This window comes from Pseudoalteromonas sp. APM04 (genome assembly GCF_022809815.1).
GTDB lineage: Bacteria > Pseudomonadota > Gammaproteobacteria > Enterobacterales > Alteromonadaceae > Pseudoalteromonas > Pseudoalteromonas marina.
This window is the reverse complement of record NZ_CP094441.1, coordinates 1,958,866-1,977,563: the sequence shown is the minus strand read 5'-3', so window position 1 is coordinate 1,977,563 and position 18,698 is coordinate 1,958,866. Positions and strand designations below refer to the sequence as shown.

The 18,698-nt window shown below is 37.6% G+C and carries 12 protein-coding genes and 1 pseudogene; 7 read left to right on the top strand and 6 right to left on the bottom strand.

Annotation, left to right across the window (positions count from 1 at the left end):
• Entirely contained in the window at positions 1-1,461 is a 1,461-nt protein-coding gene (locus tag MTP24_RS09210; RefSeq protein WP_243530781.1) for a SpoIIE family protein phosphatase, read from the top strand.
• Between the two features lie 89 nt (positions 1,462-1,550).
• Positions 1,551-2,952, top strand: a pseudogene (locus MTP24_RS09205) (sigma-54 dependent transcriptional regulator).
• Positions 2,953-2,954: 2 nt separating this feature from the next.
• Here the strand turns inward: MTP24_RS09205 and MTP24_RS09200 are convergent.
• Positions 2,955-3,935, bottom strand: a complete 981-nt coding sequence (locus MTP24_RS09200) for a glycosyltransferase family 4 protein (protein WP_243533702.1) — start codon at positions 3,933-3,935, stop codon at positions 2,955-2,957.
• A gap of 57 nt (positions 3,936-3,992) precedes the next feature.
• Here MTP24_RS09200 and MTP24_RS09195 point away from each other — a divergent pair, with 57 nt between their 5' ends.
• Positions 3,993-4,325 (top strand): Hpt domain-containing protein, encoded by a 333-nt coding sequence (locus tag MTP24_RS09195; protein ID WP_010556352.1) that lies wholly within the window; start codon positions 3,993-3,995, stop codon positions 4,323-4,325.
• On the opposite strand, the gene yvcK is transcribed toward MTP24_RS09195, so the two are convergent.
• Positions 4,322-5,194 (bottom strand): uridine diphosphate-N-acetylglucosamine-binding protein YvcK, encoded by an 873-nt coding sequence (yvcK, locus tag MTP24_RS09190; protein ID WP_010556353.1) that lies wholly within the window; start codon positions 5,192-5,194, stop codon positions 4,322-4,324. The genes MTP24_RS09195 and yvcK overlap by 4 nt on opposite strands.
• 383 nt (positions 5,195-5,577) lie before the next feature.
• Here yvcK and MTP24_RS09185 point away from each other — a divergent pair, with 383 nt between their 5' ends.
• The 3 genes from MTP24_RS09185 (at position 5,578) to MTP24_RS09175 (ending at position 9,590) form a co-directional block, all read left to right on the top strand.
• Entirely contained in the window at positions 5,578-7,386 is a 1,809-nt protein-coding gene (locus MTP24_RS09185; RefSeq protein ID WP_243530779.1) for a response regulator, read from the top strand.
• A 218-nt stretch (positions 7,387-7,604) separates the two neighbouring features.
• Positions 7,605-8,767 (top strand): IS3 family transposase gene (locus MTP24_RS09180; protein ID WP_243530777.1). Its coding sequence is split into 2 segments (ribosomal slippage): positions 7,605-7,860 and positions 7,860-8,767, totalling 1,164 coding nucleotides; the frame shifts between segments, so codons are not numbered across the junction.
• A 10-nt stretch (positions 8,768-8,777) separates the two neighbouring features.
• The gene (locus MTP24_RS09175; protein ID WP_243530774.1) at positions 8,778-9,590 is read left to right on the top strand and encodes a ThuA domain-containing protein; all 813 of its coding nucleotides are present in this window, start codon (positions 8,778-8,780) and stop codon (positions 9,588-9,590) included.
• A gap of 474 nt (positions 9,591-10,064) precedes the next feature.
• On the opposite strand, the gene xylA is transcribed toward MTP24_RS09175, so the two are convergent.
• Entirely contained in the window at positions 10,065-11,384 is a 1,320-nt protein-coding gene (gene xylA / locus MTP24_RS09170; RefSeq protein ID WP_243530772.1) for a xylose isomerase, read from the bottom strand.
• Positions 11,385-11,414: 30 nt separating this feature from the next.
• Positions 11,415-12,872: a xylulokinase gene (gene xylB / locus MTP24_RS09165; protein ID WP_243533700.1), complete on the bottom strand. Its 1,458-nt coding sequence runs from the start codon at positions 12,870-12,872 to the stop codon at positions 11,415-11,417.
• 470 nt (positions 12,873-13,342) lie between these two features.
• On the opposite strand from xylB, the gene MTP24_RS09160 reads away from it, so the two are divergent.
• Entirely contained in the window at positions 13,343-14,383 is a 1,041-nt protein-coding gene (locus MTP24_RS09160) for a LacI family DNA-binding transcriptional regulator (RefSeq protein WP_243530769.1), read from the top strand.
• Positions 14,384-14,548: 165 nt separating this feature from the next.
• On the opposite strand, the gene MTP24_RS09155 is transcribed toward MTP24_RS09160, so the two are convergent.
• Both MTP24_RS09155 and MTP24_RS09150 read right to left on the bottom strand, forming a co-directional pair.
• Complete coding sequence (locus tag MTP24_RS09155) at positions 14,549-15,991, bottom strand: sugar porter family MFS transporter (protein ID WP_243530765.1); 1,443 nt, start codon at positions 15,989-15,991, stop codon at positions 14,549-14,551.
• Positions 15,992-16,018: 27 nt separating this feature from the next.
• Positions 16,019-18,631 (bottom strand): glycoside hydrolase family 3 C-terminal domain-containing protein, encoded by a 2,613-nt coding sequence (locus tag MTP24_RS09150; protein WP_243530762.1) that lies wholly within the window; start codon positions 18,629-18,631, stop codon positions 16,019-16,021.
• Positions 18,632-18,698: the final 67 nt, after the last annotated feature.

Here is an 18,698-nt window from a genome sequence, read left to right as displayed (position 1 = left end):
ATGGATATTTTATTTGAAAGACGTTTTGAATTGCTTTGGCCAACGCTTAGCGAGATCAGATTGGTTCTTAAACATGTTTTAAGAGCACTTAACGTAAAAAAAGATGAAGTAGATGCTGCGGGTTTAGTTGCAACTGAATATTTAACTAATTTGATAAGGCACAACGAGGGATCAGAACAGCATATTTTTTTACGCATAAGCCAAGCAAATCACGATGGTTATACACTTACATTTATTGATGAGCTTACGCCTTACAATTTATTTGAAAAAAATAACTCTCAGTGGAAACTAGGCTCAGGCACTTTGGTTGAAGGTGGTATGGGAGTTGAACTGATTCGCCACTACTTCAAAGAGGCCGAGTACGTATCAGATAAAGGTAAAAACTATTTTACTTTTCCACTAGAGCACATAGATAAACGACCCACCGTTATATACGTTGACGATGATGTTACCCAGCTCGCACTTATGAGCGCCTATTTAAAAGATCACTTTCAAGTTGTTCCTTGCGAAAGTATTGAAGCCGGCTGGCAAGCAATTTTAACTGCCGATGCACGAATATTGCTGCTTGACCACAAGCTAAAAAACGGAACGTGTGAGCCACTTTTAGAAAAGCTCAACCAGTCGAATTTAAAGTCACAGTTATCGGTTGTTATGCTAACAGGTGACGATAGCGAAGAAGTAATAAGTAAAATTAATCGGTTAGGTGTAGATGACTATTTAATTAAGCCAGTTAAAAAAAATAAATTGCTGCAGAGCATTGAACGAGTAACACACCGTTTTGCCTACTTATCGTATCAAACAACATTTGAATCTACACCGTCTAAAATTCATTTACAAAATGATAAAAGCGCTCATCTTTTTGGGTCTATTAGCTTGGGAAACGGTGGTGACTTTTTTATGCCCATTAACGATGAATGCAGTGCATTTGTGCTTGGCGATATGATGGGGCATGGTTTGCAAGCGCTTAAAGAAAGTTTTGCAATTAAAGGGTTCATAAGTGGTTTTTTGGCTACCGGTTTGCCTTATCAAAATATGTTAGCGGCACTTAATAACGCTTTGTATAAGCAGCAACTTTGTAAGTCTAGTTTAGTCACGCTTGTTATTTGTTTTATTGAAGACAATAAATTATTTTGGTTAAATGCTGGGCACCCGCCGCCAGTTGTAATACTCAATAATGGCAAAGTACACCAATTAACAGGCACAGGACCACTGTTGGGCCTGTCAAAAGAGCATAACTACACACTATACGAAGCAGGGCTTGACGATGTTGAACATATTTTGTTGTACACCGATGGCTGGACTGAAAATCGTTTCACCGATAAAGATGAGATAGGTGAACTAACTAAAATTATTCCTCAAGATTGTAAAACGTCTGAAGAGTTTGCACATTGCTTGTGGAAAAACTCACAAGTTACCCTTTCTAAAGAAATTGACGACGCATCATTAATTATAATTAACTGAGTTTGCATTACTTGACACTTTATAGCTATATTAAAGGCATATATTCTATCTGTTTGAATTTATGGCAACTTGCCAACTGAGACGACTTTATGCCACCTACAGTTCTAATCGTTGAAGATACGCAGTCTTTAGCAATGATGTACCAATCCTACTTATTACCAACGGGTGTTAATACACTTGTGGCAAGTGATGGCCAAACGGCCATGGATATAATTAATAAGGTTCCCCCCGATTTAATTGTACTTGATGTTATGCTGCCAGATATGAATGGACTTGATATTTTAGCGACATTAGAACCCGATAACTCGCCTCAAGTGGTTGTATTAACTGGTCATGCAACAAAAGAAATGGCTATTCAGGCAATAAAACTAGGCGCGAGCGACTTTTTAGAAAAGCCAATAGAAGCAGACCGCTTTAGAATAACTGTTAACAACGCGCTTAAAATTAAAAACTTAAAGCAAACCGTTACACAATACAAAAATAAATACGAAAACGGAAAGTACTTTGATTTGATTGGCAGCTCAAAGCAAATGCAGTCTGTTTATCAAATTATAAGTTCGGCGTCTGCCAGTAAGGCCACTGTTTTCATAACAGGTGAAAGTGGCACGGGTAAAGAGTTGTGCGCACGAGCTGTTCATCAAGCGTCTAATAGAGCGAATAAGCCTTTTGTAGCCTTAAATTGTGCAGCAATACCAAAGGATTTAATTGAAAGTGAAATTTTTGGGCATTTAAAAGGGGCGTTTACTGGCGCCATTGCTAATAGAGTCGGTGCTGCAGGGCAGGCTAACGGCGGGACGCTGTTTTTAGATGAATTGTGTGAGATGGACATAAATTTGCAAAGTAAACTTCTGCGATTTATTCAAACAGGGAGCTACCAGCAAGTGGGTAGTGAAAAAGAAGTAAAAGTTGATGTTAGATTTGTTTGTGCAACTAATAAAGACCCGCTTATTGAAGTTGAAAACGGCCGTTTTAGAGAAGATTTATATTACCGACTCCATGTTATTCCTATCGAACTGCCACCTCTAAGAGCGCGGAACAGATATTATTGAAATTGCCGAAGCCTTATTTGTAAAATTAGCGTTAGAAGAAAATCATCCTTATAAAAGTATTTCAGAAGGCGTAAAACAGTTGCTTATGCAGTACAGTTGGCCAGGCAATGTAAGGCAGCTCGAAAATGTGATCCGTAATGTATTGGTACTTCATCCTGAACAATATATTGATACCGATATGATCCCCGCATTACCGGTCAGTACAAAAACGCAGGCGCAACACACGCCAATTATTACTGAGCAGCCAGTAAGTACTGAAACACCGGCCTTTGATATGGCAACATCACAAAGCGAAGTTAAACCCCTATGGCTTGCAGAAAAAGAATATATTGAGAACGTTATAAAAATATGTGTTTCGAATGTGCCTAAAGCCGCATCACTGCTCGATGTCAGCCCTTCGACGCTGTACAGAAAAATTAAAAGCTGGGAAGAGCTCGAGTAACTTTATGTACCTGTGTAAGCTTTTTGTAAGAGCAAAAATTGTTGTTTTCCCGAAAATCGCTCATCAAGGATGTTATACGCGTTATTGATAATTTTTTTAGTCTGTTCTTCAGGAAGTAAAAGCAGCTTTTCGACCTGATATTGGCAGTGCTGTGCATTTGCCTCCAACATTAAAAAACCTGTTTCATCGTGTTTGATAATGCTAGGAATGGCACCAACAGCACTGCTAATTATAAACTTTTGCTCAGAAATAGCCTCAAGCAATGCCATGGGAAGTCCTTCTTCCCTAGAGCAAATGAGCAACACATCAATTTTGCTCCATATATCATTACGTTCAACAAGGCCATGATACTGAAGATTGTGTAAGTTCGGTACCTCACCTTTTAATGGGCCATCTCCAAAAATATGAAACTTAATGTCTAAATCTTGCTGCATTTTTTCAGCTAATCTACAAAATATATCCGGTCCTTTTTCAAAAGATAGTCGCCCCACAAAACCAATATTTAAGGTTTTATTATCACACCGATTAAAGTGACTGTTAGAAGAGTTTATTGCGATGAAATTTTCGAGCAAAGTGGCGTTTTTTAATGATGCTTTTATTTGCTCTGATACGGCAAAATTGGTCGATAATGGAGAAAGTAATTTATCTAGCTTATTGTAAATTTTTAACTTACCGGTACCCGCTTCGCCAGCATGATAGGTACTAATACAGCGATGCTTTGTTACTTTACATGCTAAGCGGCCAAATATTCCTGCTTTGTAGCCGTGGGTGTGAACAACCGTTTTTGAGTCAAACGTTTTTAACTTTTTAAGTAAGCTGCTTAAGTTTCCTTTTAAAAATTCATACCTTATATTTTCTTTATTAAGCAGAGCATAAAATGCTTGATTTTTATGATCCTCATAAAACATAATGTTATTGCTAATGCGGTTTTGAGTAAGAAGCTTTGAAAGTTCAACGAGGTGTGTTTCTATACCACCGAGCATCGAAGAGTCGACAAATAAAACAACGTTGTAATCCATAACTGACCCCAAAAGATATATATGATTAATTACTCAACAATTGAACAGCTCAAAAGTGATGTAGGCAACGAGTTAGCAGTAGAGCTGCTAAAAACGTTTATAAACGAATCTAAAAAAACAATTGATATTTTGATCAATACACAAAACCTCAGTGAAATTGAAATCAGTGCGCATAGTCTTAAAAGCAGCGCGTACAGTTTTGGCGCTTCGGGTCTTGGAGACACGTGTAATTCAATCGAGTCCATTGTAAAAATTGAGCATAGCGCTGAGGAGCTCAACAGTTTGTTAAAAATAGCTGATGAGCAAAGCGCAGAGACGTTTAAACAGCTAGAATCCATTATCCAAAATATTTAAAAATGATTACTCAATTGAATGGGCATTTTTAGTAATCCAGAAAACACATTGTTTAGCTCATCTATGTCATGCAAATGAGCCCTGTTCTTAATGATGTTTTTGCTGCCCTGTAATATTTCTTCAATTGCAGAAGGCGGAATGCTCAAGTCGTACAACTTAAATCCTAGTTGCTCTGCAAGCCAATCCACACCAGCGGTTTGGGTGTTTTTCATTACGCTTTTTTCTTCTTTTGAGTTTTCAATAAAAATACGACACGCCGATGTTTTTTGAATAGCTGCCGCTATATCATTAACTAAAAATGCGGGTAAAATACTTGTGATAATGCTGCCTGGGCCAATAATAATTAAGTCGGCTTCTAAAATGGCGTTTACACAGCCCGGACCTGCAGGAACATTTTTTGATAGTGATACACTTTTAGGTAAAGAAGTCAGTGAATCAATTTCACATTCGCCCATTACTTTTTCATTGTTATTCAATTCAGCAACAAGGTCAGTGGGTACTTCTGTCATGGGTAAAACGGTTTCTGTATTGCCAAGCATAATATTAAAATGCGCAATGGCTTTGGTTGCAGATCCGGTCAGCTCCATTAAACCAAGTAGTGTTAAATTACCTAAACAATGATCAGCAAGTTGCCCTTGTGTAAATCTATGTTCGTAAATTGCGTTGAACGTAGATTTTTTACCTGCAAGCTGCAAACAGCAACGGCGTATATCTCCAAGCGCAATGGTTTCTTGTGAAGCTCTAATTTTACCTGTGCTACCACCATTGTCAGTGGTTGCGACAATAGCGGTTATATTACTACTCATTGGCTTAATTGCGCTTAAAACCTGAGCTAATCCGTGTCCGCCACCAATACACACTATTTTCATTTTTGAGCCTTTATATTTTTATTTATTTCACATGTAAGCTGCATTTATTATTCCAAAAGTTTTATAACAATTAACATGATGATTTATATTGTTTTTTAATCTATATTTAATTGAGCAAGGCCCGTTTAAAATTTCCCTTTTGCAAAACGCGATGCATATTGATGAGGAAAATGAGTGTGAATAAAACAGAACATCTGTGTGTATCTGAATTACAAAAACATTTAATAGATTTAGCTAATTGTGAGTACGGCGCTGATTTGTTGAATCTGTTGAGGTCGGTATTTGAGTCAAGGCTTAAGTATACTGACTGTATAATCATCAATAGGTACAAATATAGGTATTACGAGACAATAGCGACCACTAATGACCAGTTTAGTAATAAAATGTGGTCTGAGTGTTCTTTGTTTACACAAACAGCTGAGCATGGTTATGTTATATGCCAATACCCTCAACAAATTGAAGAGCTCGAATTTTCGATTTTATATTCAATTCAAACATTAAAACTAAAAAATTCTTTATTGTTTAGTGTGAACACACAATTTGATAAAGGCATATTTATTTTTACAAATGTAGATGCACAGCAGTGCGAACAACTTGTTAATTCAGACACAATCAAAATATTATTGCAGCAGGCGTTTTTTACGTTAATAAGTCAAATTAAGTTAGCTAAACAAACGAACAAAGCTTTATCGCTTATACATAAATTTACGACACTCTCTAGCCTATTTAAAGAGTATGGGTCAGAGTGGTTTTGGCGATTAAACCCGCTAATGGTATTTGAAAGTATTAATAATATTGAAACTATAGGGAATGTTTACGATCAGCTTTTTATTGGTCATAAAATTGAACACATCATTACAGATAATGAAAAGCAAAATACAGAAAAATGGCAGCAATTTAACCAGCTAATTGATGACCGTAACGATTTTCATAATTTTGAATTTGAGATTGAAGCCGATAAAAATTTTTGGGTCATATTAAGCGGTAAACCTCTTTATAATAAGTTAGGACACTTTTTAGGTTACATGGGGCTTGCAAAAAATATTACTATTTCTAAACAGCGCGAGTTTGAACTTCAGGCACAAACCTTAAAGGCAGAAGAAGCAAGCCAAACAAAATCTAAATTTTTGAGTGTGATGTCTCATGAAATTAGAACACCTATTCATGCCGTTATGGGTATGATTGAGTTACTACTTGATACAGAGCTTAGCCCCGAGCAACAGCAACTTGTTAATTATGCTAACTCTAGCACTGAGATCTTATACGGTCTAATAACTGATGTGCTCGATTTTTCAAAAATCGAATCAGGCACGGTTTCATGTCTAAAAAAACCATTTGATATAAAGCTACTAACTGAAAATATAGTAGGGCAGTTTAATATTATTGAAAAGTCAGATGATATTCTTTTTACAACGCACATCGATGAGAGCATCCCACAATACGTTGTTGGAGATCAGTACCGATTAGGACAAGTATTATTTAACATAATGAGTAACGCGTTTAAGTACACAACACATGGTCAAATAAATTTAAATGTAGTTTTACAAAATGAGCAGCTCGTTTTTGAAGTGAAAGACTCGGGTATTGGTATAGCTAAAAAGCATTTAGATTTAATTTTTAAGCCATTTAGCCAAGTGAATGACAGCATAAACCGCAAAAGTGAAGGGGTTGGTTTAGGGTTAAGTATTTCAAAAAATTTATTGGGCATAATGGGAGGAGACATAACAGTAGATACCCAGCTTGGCTTAGGTAGTACGTTTACTATTTCTATTCCATTTGAAGAGGCCCACGTTAGCGATATTGTTGATAATGTAATTTATACACAATCGGCACTGGCTATTTTAGTCGCTGAGGATAACAAAACAAATCAAGTCCTTATTAAGGCGTATTTAGAAAAGCTAAATCATAAAGTTACGCTTGCTAATCATGGGCGTGAAGCGATTGACTTATTTTCGCGTAAAAAGTTTGATTTAGTATTAATGGATATCATGATGCCTGAAATGGATGGTTTAACAGCAGCAGAATACGTAAGAGATGAATTAGTCAGCGATGTACCAATTTACGCATTAACCGCTAATGCAGAAAAAGATAATAAAGCATCCTGTTTTAAGGTGGGAATGAATAAGGTGCTTACTAAACCAATTAAATTTCAAGAACTCGAAGCTGCTTTAAAAGGGGTATTTCCACGTTGAAATAACGTAATTGGTGTGAAGACACTATAAAAAATAGAACTTAGGATAAGTTAAATTTTATAGTTTAAGATGATTTGTATTTTTAGCTTTAGCCCAACCCACTATTTAATTATTAACTTGCTGTTTGCTAATAAATTTATAAGGAATATTATGTTGTGATTCAATGAAACCGGACACCAATTTAGGTGGTATTATTACCACTCAAACAGAGGTGTTCTATGACAAAACAACGTCGCTCTTTTTCTCAAGAGTTTAAACTTGATTCAGCAAAATTAGTCCTTGATGAAGGATATTCATTCCCAGAAGCTGCTCGCTCACTAGAAGTCGGTGAAACAGCCCTTCGTCGCTGGGTTAAGCAATTACAAGATGAGCGTGGTGGCACAACACCAAACTCTAAAGCGCTTACCCCTGAGCAACAAAAAATTCAGGAGCTTGAAGCTAAAGTTAATCGACTTGAAAGAGAAAAAACAATTTTAAAAAAGGCTACCGCTCTCTTAATGTCAGACGAGATGAACAATATTCGTTGATTGGCCATTTAAGTGAGCATGAGTCTGTAGAAATGGTCTGTAGCGTGTTTGATGTTCCGCGTTCGAGCTTTTATGATTTTAAGCAGCGTGAGACATCAATTAAGCTTGAAGAGGTGCAACTTAGGTCGACGATTAATGAGTTATTTTCGCTCAGTCGTGGAGCTGCCGGTAGCCGCACGTTGGTGGCGATGCTAAAGGACGCAGACTTACCTGTTGGTGTCTTTAAGGTACGCCGTATCATGCGTGACCTGGAATTAGTCTGTAAACAACCAGGGCCTCATTCATATAAATTAGCGACGGTGGAGCGAGCAGACATTCCAAACATACTCAATCGTGAGTTTGACGTTGATGGTCCAAACCACATTTGGTGTGGAGATATAAGCTATATTTGGACGGGTAATAAATGGTCTTATCTGGCTGTTATTATCGACTTATTTGCTCGTCGCGTGGTTGGCTGGGCAATGTCTGATAAGCCTGATACTAACTTAGTTATTAAAGCATTAGATAGAGCATACGAGCAACGGGGCAGGCCATCTGGGCTAATGTTTCATTCAGACCAAGGCTGTCAGTACAGCGCCAAAAGGTTTCAACAAAGGCTGTGGCGTTACCGTATAAAACAAAGCATGAGTCGCCGAGGAAATTGCTGGGATAATGCCCCGATGGAGCGCCTATTTAGAAGTTTAAAAACGGAATGGGTTCCATCATTAGGTTATAGTAATTATCAAGATGCTGAAAAAGATATTAGCTATTATTTGATGAATTACTATAACTGGCACAGACCACATAGCTATAATCAAATGGTTGCCCCAGCTGTAGCAGAAGAAAAACTTAATTCACTGTCCGGAATTAGTTGACCACAACATTATGTTTTTTGCCTTTTTCAGAGTTTTTATTTCAGCCCTTGTTATACCAGTTATACTCATCTTAACTGCAACCAAAAGCTATGGGGTAGGATTTGAAACGTTGCCTAAGAAACAATTTAATGTCCTTTTATTCACAAAAAACGAAGGGTGGCATCATAAGTCTAAAACTAACGCCGTTAAAGCAATTGAAGGTTTAGCTAACAAACATCATTTTAATTTAGTTTGGCACGAAGAAAGTCATTATTTTAATGACAAATATTTAGCTAATGTTGATGTCGTGATCTTTTTACTAACCACGGGCGATATTTTAAACACTCAAGAGCAAAAAGCATTTGAGCAATTTATAAAATCTGGAAAGGGGTTTGTTGGAGTTCATAGTGCGTCTGATACTGAGTACGATTGGCCGTGGTATCAAAGGTTAGTAGGGCGCTCTTTTAGTATTCACCCAGTTATTCAAACTGCAGTTTTAAGTAAAGTGGCCAATACTAGCTTTATTGGTTTAAATCATATGCCACAGCAAATGTTATGGACTGACGAATGGTACGAATTTGGTCCAGAACTGAGTAAATTAAACTATTTACTAACGGTAGATGAGCAAAGTTATAATCCACATGTTGACTGGGGCAATAATAAAATAGGTAAAGGTATGGGGGCATTTCATCCAATTTCGTGGTACCAAAACTATGACGGTGGCCGCTCATTTTATACGGCTCTTGGGCATACAAGCGCGGTTTATAACAGTGAGTTTTTGACCGAACATATTTTTGGTGGCATATACTGGGCTGCAACTGGGAAAGGCTTAAATAAGAAGTAATTATCTCACGTTTGAAAGTTTGATGAGCTTCTTTGGCTGTTTATCCTTACAGCAGTTTGATTATTGCTTTAGTTTGGTGAAGTTAAATATGTATGCGGTTTTTATTTATTAGCTTATAAACATTAAACGATGATTTATGCTCTCACTCAATGCTTTGCTGCCGCCTGATAACGTACATATCTGTTCATGGGCTATTTTCAGTATTTTATAACCAAAGCTCCTTTTTCAAATCTAAAGTAATCTATAGCAAAAAACCTCAACGTTACTGTGTGTATTTTGGTGATTTTGCAATTGTGCATTTATAATAACGTAATTTTTTAGATTATATGAACAACCAAAATTTAATTTTTATCAACAGGTTAGGGTTTTTGGCGGCTGAAAAACGCCCGTCTCAATAACTATTGTGAACATTTCTGATCTGTGTGATTGGTTCTTAATAAAGTTTGCCTCGGTTTTAAAACCGAGGCTATGTCATTATAGGTAACGGTTAACAATATTCTCAAGCAGTTCTTGGCGTCCTGATACCTGCTCTGGGTTTATATTTTGTCCATGTACTAAGGCTGAAAGGCTCTCAAGTGATTGCTCACCATTTAGAATGCTTTGACCTAGCTCTTCTTTCCAGCCAGCGTAACGTTTTTCAACAAAATCAGACAGCTCGCCACCTTCAATCATTGCTGCTGCATTGAGTAATGCTTTAGCCATTGTATCCATACCGCCAATGTGACCGATGAATAAGTCATCACGCTCACATGATTGACGACGAAGCTTAGTATCAAAGTTAAAGCCACCTGTTGTAAAACCGCCATTTTTTAAAATTTCATAAACGACAAGTGTGCATTCGGCTACATCGTTAGGGAATTGGTCTGTATCCCATCCGTTTTGCATATCGCCACGGTTAGCATCAATACTACCCATAATGCCTTCTGCGCAAGCAACGGCAATTTCGTGATGAAAGCTATGACCTGCAAGTGTTGCGTGGTTCGCTTCAATGTTTACTTTAATTTCGTTTTGTAAGCCATGCTTATGTAAAAAGCCTGCCACTGTTGCTGTATCGTAATCGTACTGATGTTTAGTTGGCTCTTGTGGTTTTGGCTCAATTAATAATGTGCCTTTAAAGCCAATTTTTTTCTTATGCTCTACCACCATTTTTAAAAAGCGTGCGTACTGTTCGCTTTCTTGTGCAAGGTCTGTATTTAGTAGTGTATCGTAACCTTCACGGCCGCCCCAAAGTACGTAGTTTTCACCGCCTAAACGATGTGTAATTTCCATTGCATGTTTAACTTGCGCTGCTGCATATGCATACGTATTAGGATTAGGGTTTGTTGCACCACCTGCACAAAAACGTTTGTTTGAGAATAAGTTAGCAGTACCCCACAGTAATTTTACACCTGTACGCTGCATTTCTTTTTCGATAATGTTTGCTATGTGCGTTACGTTATCGTGACTTTCTTGAAGTGTTTTACCCTCAGGGGCAATATCAACATCATGAAAACAAAAGTAGGGAACGCCTAGCTTTTCGAAAAATTCAAAGGCTACTTTTACTTTTTGTTCCGCAAGTTCTAATTGGTTGCCGACAGGTTGGATCCAAGGACGGTCAAACGTACCTTCACCAAAAATATCAAACCCTGTAGAACAAAAATTATGCCAATAACACGCTGCAAAACGAAGGTGCTCTTTCATTGTTTTACCAAGAACGACTTTATTTTCGTCGTAGTAACGAAATGCAAATGGGTTTTTAGAGTTTTCACCCTCAAATTTAATTTTTTCTACGTTTTTAAAAAATTGCTCACTCATGATGTGCTCCATTAATCTTATAATCGTGTATTAAAAGTATGTTTTTAGGCTGTGGTAAAGTGCTTTGTATGTCGTGTATTGCTGTGCGTAAAAGTCTTGCATGATTGGATCTGGCTTAATGATTTGCGTTACTTTGCCGTTAACACACACTTGTTGTGCTGGGAGTTGTGTTACTGCTATTCGGGCAAGTCTTGCAGCGCCAAATGCGGGACCAACTTCTGAGCCTTCTCGGTAAATTAGGGGGCGATTAAGTACACTTGCGATGATTTTTCCCCACAGTGGGCTTTTAGCACCACCACCAATGACGGTTACATCGTCAATTTGCGCACCAGCATCAAGCAGTACTTGTTGTCCATCGGCAAAGGCAAAAGCAACGCCCTCCAGTACTGCACGGCCAAGGGCTGCTGCATCGGTATCACTGTCTAAACCAAAAAAAACGCCTTTGGCATCTGGATTATTGTGCGGTGTACGTTCGCCAGTTATATAAGGCAAAAATATTACTGAGCTTGGTTTGCTAAAATCGCATTTGCTTACTTGCTCAAGCAAGGCACCTTCGTTTTCAAAACCAGTTAATTGAGTAGCCCAGGTTAAACAGCTTGCTGCGCTTAATACCACTGACATTTGGTGCCAGGTGTTTTCAATACAATGACAAAAAGTATGTACAGCACCTTCAGGGTTGGGTAGGTATTTTTCGTTGGCAACAAAGTAAACGCCAGACGTTCCTAACGATAAAAACGCTTGTTTAGGTTTTACTACGCCAACACCGGCAGCGCCTGCGGCATTATCGCCACCCCCTGCAACAACGGGTACTTGCTCCATTCCCCATTTAGTAGCAACTTGGGCTGTTAATTTGCCTGTAATTTGTGTGCCTTCATATAGGGTAGGCATGTGTTGCGCTGTTAAGTCGCAAGCACTAAGCATTTTTTGAGACCAGGCTCTTTTTTCAACGTCTAGCCACAGTGTGCCTGCTGAGTCAGACATATCTGATGCAAAATCACCGGTCATTAAAAAGCGTAGGTAGTCTTTTGGTAATAATACTTTGGCAACTTTTGCAAAGTTTTCTGGTTCAAGCTCTTTTAACCACACCAATTTAGGCGCAGTGAAACCAGGCATAGCTATGTTGCCGGTAATATTACGAGAATTAGGTTCGCGTTTTTCAAGCTCTACACATTGCGCGGCACTGCGCCCGTCGTTCCATAAAATGGCGGGGCGAATAATATTATTGTTTTTATCAAGCAGCGTAGCGCCATGCATTTGCCCAGATAGACCCACAGCCTTTACCAATTTTAATAATGCAGGGTGAGTATTTTTAAGCTCCTCAATTGCACTACATGTTGCAAGCCACCAATCTGTAGGGTTTTGCTCAGAAAAAAGTGGTGCAGGGCGTGAAACGCTCAAAGATCGACTTGCTTGAGCAAGCAATTGATCTTGCTCGTCTAAAATAATTACTTTTACACCTGAAGTGCCTAAATCGATACCAAGGAACATAATTGATGTACTTAAATGTTGTTTTAGTGTTAGCGCTAACATAGTTGATTTTATATTGTTAAGTCAAGCTAGTTTTTAAAGTATGCTTTATAATCAACATTTAAATTTGTTACATAGTTAGTAGTGATGAATTTCAGAATTCAAAAAATAAATTAAGGGAATAAATTTAAATTATTGGCTAAAGACGATCTAAATTCATTATATTTTCAATGGGCTAGAGCAAAAGGCCATTAATTTATTCAAAATTAAATGTAATATGCTGTTCGGGTTTATTTTTAAGTGTGTTAATGAAAAGGTATTTGTTGTATTTTTACTGACTTTGTTGGCGCTAACATCTGTTTTTATTTTGATTCTGTATTAATAGTAATTATTTAAAACACAATGCAAACAATATTAGACTTCGCCATTATGTATAATAAAAAATTAAAGTTAATTATAATAACCGATTGATTGTGAGTAGGTAATAAGAAATGGCCGACCTTAAAAGAGCAAGAATACAAGATGTAGCTGAAAAGGCGGGCGTATCAATGATGACGGTTTCGCGCGTGCTCAACCAAGACAAAAAAGTAAGCGACAAAACCCGCGAAAAAGTAATGGCGGTTGTTGAGCAATTGAACTACAGACCTAATGTGTCAGCTAGGCGCCTTGCTAGCACTAAGTCATTCTTTTTAGGACTGTTGTACGATAACCCAAGTGACTCTTACATAAGCCAGTTTTTATTGGCTGCGCTTAAAAAATGCCGCGCATTGGGCTACCACCTTGTTGTTGACGAAGCGCATAGCGATATTGACAAAACAATTGAATCGGTAAAGCAACTTATTGATGTTACACAGGTTGATGGCATGATTTTACTGCCTCCTATGTGCGACAACGAACAGGTTTTAGATGTGCTTACTAAAGCACAAGTACCATTTGTAAGAATAACGCCAGATACAAAATTAAATCGATCACCTTATATTTGCATGGACGATTACCAAGCAGCGTTTGATGTTACAGAGCATTTAATAAATCAAGGGCATAGCAAAATTGCACATATTATTGGCGACACTAAACAAGGTGTAAGCCGTTTGCGTTACCAAGGTTATTTAGATGCACTGCGCTCTAATAAAATAATAACGCCTCCTGAGTATATAGAGCAGGGCAGCTTTACTTATCAATCGGGTATGGAAGCAGCAATGAATTTACTTTCGCTTGATGATAAACCTACAGCTATTTTTGCTGCAAACGATGATATGGCAGCGGCCGTGATCTCAATAGCTCAAAAACAAGGCATTAACATTCCAAGCGAACTGTCGGTTGTTGGTTTTGATGACACTCAACTTGCAACCATAGTGTGGCCAAATATTTCTACGGTAAAACAGCCCATTAATGAAATGGCTGAGCTTGCCATTACTTTACTTGCATCGGGTCAGTATAACGATTTAAGCAATGTAAAAAGCGTAGACTTAAGGCATATTTTAGATTTTGAATTAATAGAAAGAGAATCAAGCTCAGCCAATAAAAACAACTAAACAAGCGATTATTTAGTGTTATGTAGACGATTTAGAAAATTTGCTTAAAGTTCGTATCTATACTTCTTTATGAGGCTCAATCAAAAAGAAGGCAATGCGTCTAATCAATTAACAGAATAGACGCAAAGGGTTGTAGTCCTAAGTTAAATAATTCATGACGGTAAATTATACGTTTTCTAATTTCGTTCCTTTGGTTTCAGTTACTAAATAAATAACAAAAAGTACTGATATAAAAGCAAAAAAAGCATATAGCGAATACGCAAGTGCAAGCCCTCCGCCAGCTAGCAGTATCGGAAAGGTCATGGTGACTAAAAAGTTAGCGAGCCATTGAGCAAGTCCTGCAACCCCTAAGCCTAATCCCCTTATGTTATTTGGAAATATCTCGCCGAGCATTACCCACATTACTGGACCCCATGAAAGATTAAAAAAGAATACATATAAGTTGGCCTGTACAAGTGCGGTAAAGCCCCAGTCGCCAAGTTGTAATTGTCCTTGAGGGTCTATAGTGCCGTTAGAAAATGCAACAACTAAACCGACAAGTGAGAAGGTCATGCCTATTGATCCAATTAGTAAAAATGGCTTTCTGCCTATTTTATCTATAAGCGATAAGGTAATGAAACAGGCTACCAAGCTGATTACGCCACTAATAATATTGATAAAAAGCGCATCTGATTCTGAAAAGCCAACTGCTTGCCAGAGTACTGCTCCGTAATAAAACACCACATTAATACCGACTAGTTGCTGTAGTATGGCAAGCCCAATTGAAATATAAAATACAGGTTTTAGGCTAAAAGTACCTGCCTGAAATAAGTTAGTTATTTTTGTTTTTTCGCTGTTACCTAATGACTGCCTAATTTCTTCCCACATTGACTTGGCGTTTTTAGCACCAAATAACTGTGATAAAGTTTTTAAGCCTGCTTGTTGTTTGTTTTTCATTGCTAAAAACCGCGGGCTTTCTGGAATAAAAAGTAAAGTGACTAAGAACATAGTTGCAGGAACTAGCTCTATCCAAAACATCCATCGCCACGTATCAAAGCCAAACCAAAGTACGTCGGTGGAGTTACCAGATATTTGTACTAATGAATAGTTACTTAAAAAAGAGAAAAATAATCCTAAAATAATAGCAATTTGCTGAATAGAAGTAAGCGTGCCACGTAAACGTGCTGGGGCAATTTCGCTTATATAAGCAGGTGTTATTATAGAGGCTGCACCTACTGCTAACCCACCAATTAAGCGATAAATTATAAACTCTCCCGACGCCCCTGCAATGCCTGAACCCCATGCACTGATAATAAAAAGAACAGCGGTCGCAAGTAATACCTTTTTACGACCAAAATGGTCAGCACTCTTACCTGCTATTAATGCACCAATAGCACAGCCTAAAAGCATACTTGCTACATTAAATCCTGTTACTACATTGTCTGAGTTAAAAGCACCTATAAGCCCATCAACTGTGCCATTAATTACACCGCTATCAAAGCCAAATAAAAAACCACCAATCGCAGCTACGCACGCAATAAAAAATATACGTAGCAAATTCTCATTTTCATTATTTGCTAATTTAATAGATGCACCACTGAGTGTGGGATCTGTTGCTGTATTTTCCATTTTATATTTCCTAAATTTTTATTATTTTTATAAAACAATGTTAGTCACTGTAAATTTATCTTTTGGTATTTTAATACCCTGTCCAGAGCCTACTGTTATAATTAAACGTCCTTTGTAGGCAACGGCAATGCCTTGCTCATTAATATATGAGAGTTTATTTTTAGGAATAGTAAATTTAATATCGTTTTTCGATTCGTTTTTTAGGGTAATGTGTTTAAAGCCCACTAATTGCTTATTTGGTGTTTTTATCGGCGCATCAGGCATAGAGACATAAACTTGAACAACATCGTCAGCTGAAAAACTACTTTGGTTAGTAATTGTTGTTGTTAGGTTTAAATCTCCTGAGTCTGCGCTTATTGAATGACGTGTGTTTTTATATTTCAAGTCAGCATAACTTAAGCCAAAACCAAACGGGTAAAGTACCTCACCTTCATAGTACTTATAGGTACGGTTTTTCATTGAATAATTCTTGAAATCAGGTAGATCAGATACAGACTTGTAAAATGTAATAGGCAATTTACCTGATGGGCTATAGTCGCCGTAAAGTAGGCTTACTAGTGCACTTCCGGCTGCTTCACCTGGGTAGAACCCTTGGATAATTGCGTCAATATTTTCGTTTTCCCAATTTAATGCCATTGCACTACCGCTCATATTTACAAGTACAATAGGTTTTCCTGTTTGCTTTAGCTTTTTAAGCAAATTAAGTTGGCTTTTAGGTAAATTAATATTGGTGCGATCTCCATGAGAAAACCCGTCTATTTGTAGTGGCATTTCTTCACCTTCAAGATTGGCACTAATGCCACCTACAAATACAATTACATCCGCTTCATTGGCATTATTTAGTGCCTGTTGTGTAAGGCTTTGAGGGTTTTTCAACCAAGTAAGACTAGCCGTTGGATTAATAACATTACTATGCCAAAAGTGGTTAAATTTAGATTCAGCGTTTAGCTGGTAACTTTGATTTTTTTCAAGTGTTATAGCGCCATTAACGCTCTGCCCATTAAGTGTGAAATCAACGTTGTTTGATTTAAAATGATACTCAGCAGTTTCTTGGGGTTTAATGATTCCGGTCCATTTTACAGCAAATTCTTGTTCTATAGAGTTATCAATAGGGGAGCGCTCCCAGCTAAAATCTAGATTTTTTTCTATTTCACGCTTTACAGGTTGGCGGTCAAAATTACTTGAAGGATAGTATTGTGCAATTAATCCCGGTTGCATTTGATTATTATGATCTAGATGAAAAAAATGCTTTGCTTTAATAGGTTGGTAATGTGTATAAACTTCACCGGTAATACTTGAGCCTGCAGTATATGTAAGGTTATTTTTACCCAAACGTTGTTCAAATGCTAGTTTTGGTGTTATTGGAACTATTGGCATACCATTGTAGTTGCCTAATAAGATAGCTTCGTTATCAGCATTTGGACCTATAAGGGCTACTTTTTCATTTCCCTTTAATGGTAATACTTGCTCATTTTTTAAAAGTACTAATGATTTTTGAGCTGCTTCTTGTGTTAAAGCTAAATGCTTATTAGAGCCTACAATATCTATAGAAGTGTCTGAATAAGGCACATTTTCGGGATTGTCAAACATGCCAAGTTTAAAACGGGCATACATCAATCGTTTTAAGGCTTTATCAACATCTTTTTCTTCTACTAAACCTTCTTCTACTGCTTGCGATAAGTAACTGTATGTATTGCCATGATGATCGCCGCAATTTAAGTCAGTACCGGTTTTAAGGGCCATTGCAGCTGCTTTAGCCTCAGTATTTACGATGTTATGTGACTTTACATCGTAAAAATCTGCAATAGCACCACAGTCCGATACAATATAGCCATCAAAATTAAATTCATCCCTTAGTTTATTTTGAATAAGCTCCTTGTTTCCACAAGCCGGTGTGCCATTTACGCTATTGTAAGCACACATTACAGATGCAACTTTTGTTTGTGCAATGACATCTTTGAATGCAGGGAGGTAGGTTTCAGCTAAGTCTTTCTCGGATGCTGTATAGTCGTCGCTATGCCTTGAAACTTCTGGGCCGCTATGTACTGCATAGTGCTTAAGTGTTGCAACTGATTTTAAATATTCAGCATTGTCGCCTTGCAAACCATTTATAAAATTAACTGCAATACGCGTTGTTAAGTATGGGTCTTCACCGTAAGTTTCTTGCCCGCGTCCCCATCGTGGATCTCTAAATATATTAATATTTGGCGACCAATAGGTAAGGCCTGTGTACATAGAACGGTTATTTTCGGCTAAAAAAGCATGATGTTTCGCTCTGCCTTCATCAGAAATTGCGGTACCAACTCTTAACATCAAGTCTTCATCAAATGTAGCAGCAAGACCAATTGCTTGCGGGAAAACTGTTGCTTTCCCCGCTCTTGCAACACCATGCAGCGCCTCGTTCCACCAATTGTATTCTGGTATGTTTAAGCGCTCAATTGCTGGGGATTTATCAAATAGTTGAGCAACTTTCTCCTCTAATGTAAGCCTTGTTACTAAATCGTTTACGCGCTCATCAATAGAGGCTGATTCGTTTAAATACAGTGGAGGGGGCTGCATCGATTGTTCATCGTTATCGCAACCTACTAATACAGCAAATGCAGTAAGTACAAAAAGACTTTTTATATTTTTATTAACCATTGTTATCAACTCTTTATTTGTGTGTGATAAAAATAAATTAACAAAGGAAATTATTAACGTCGTCTAA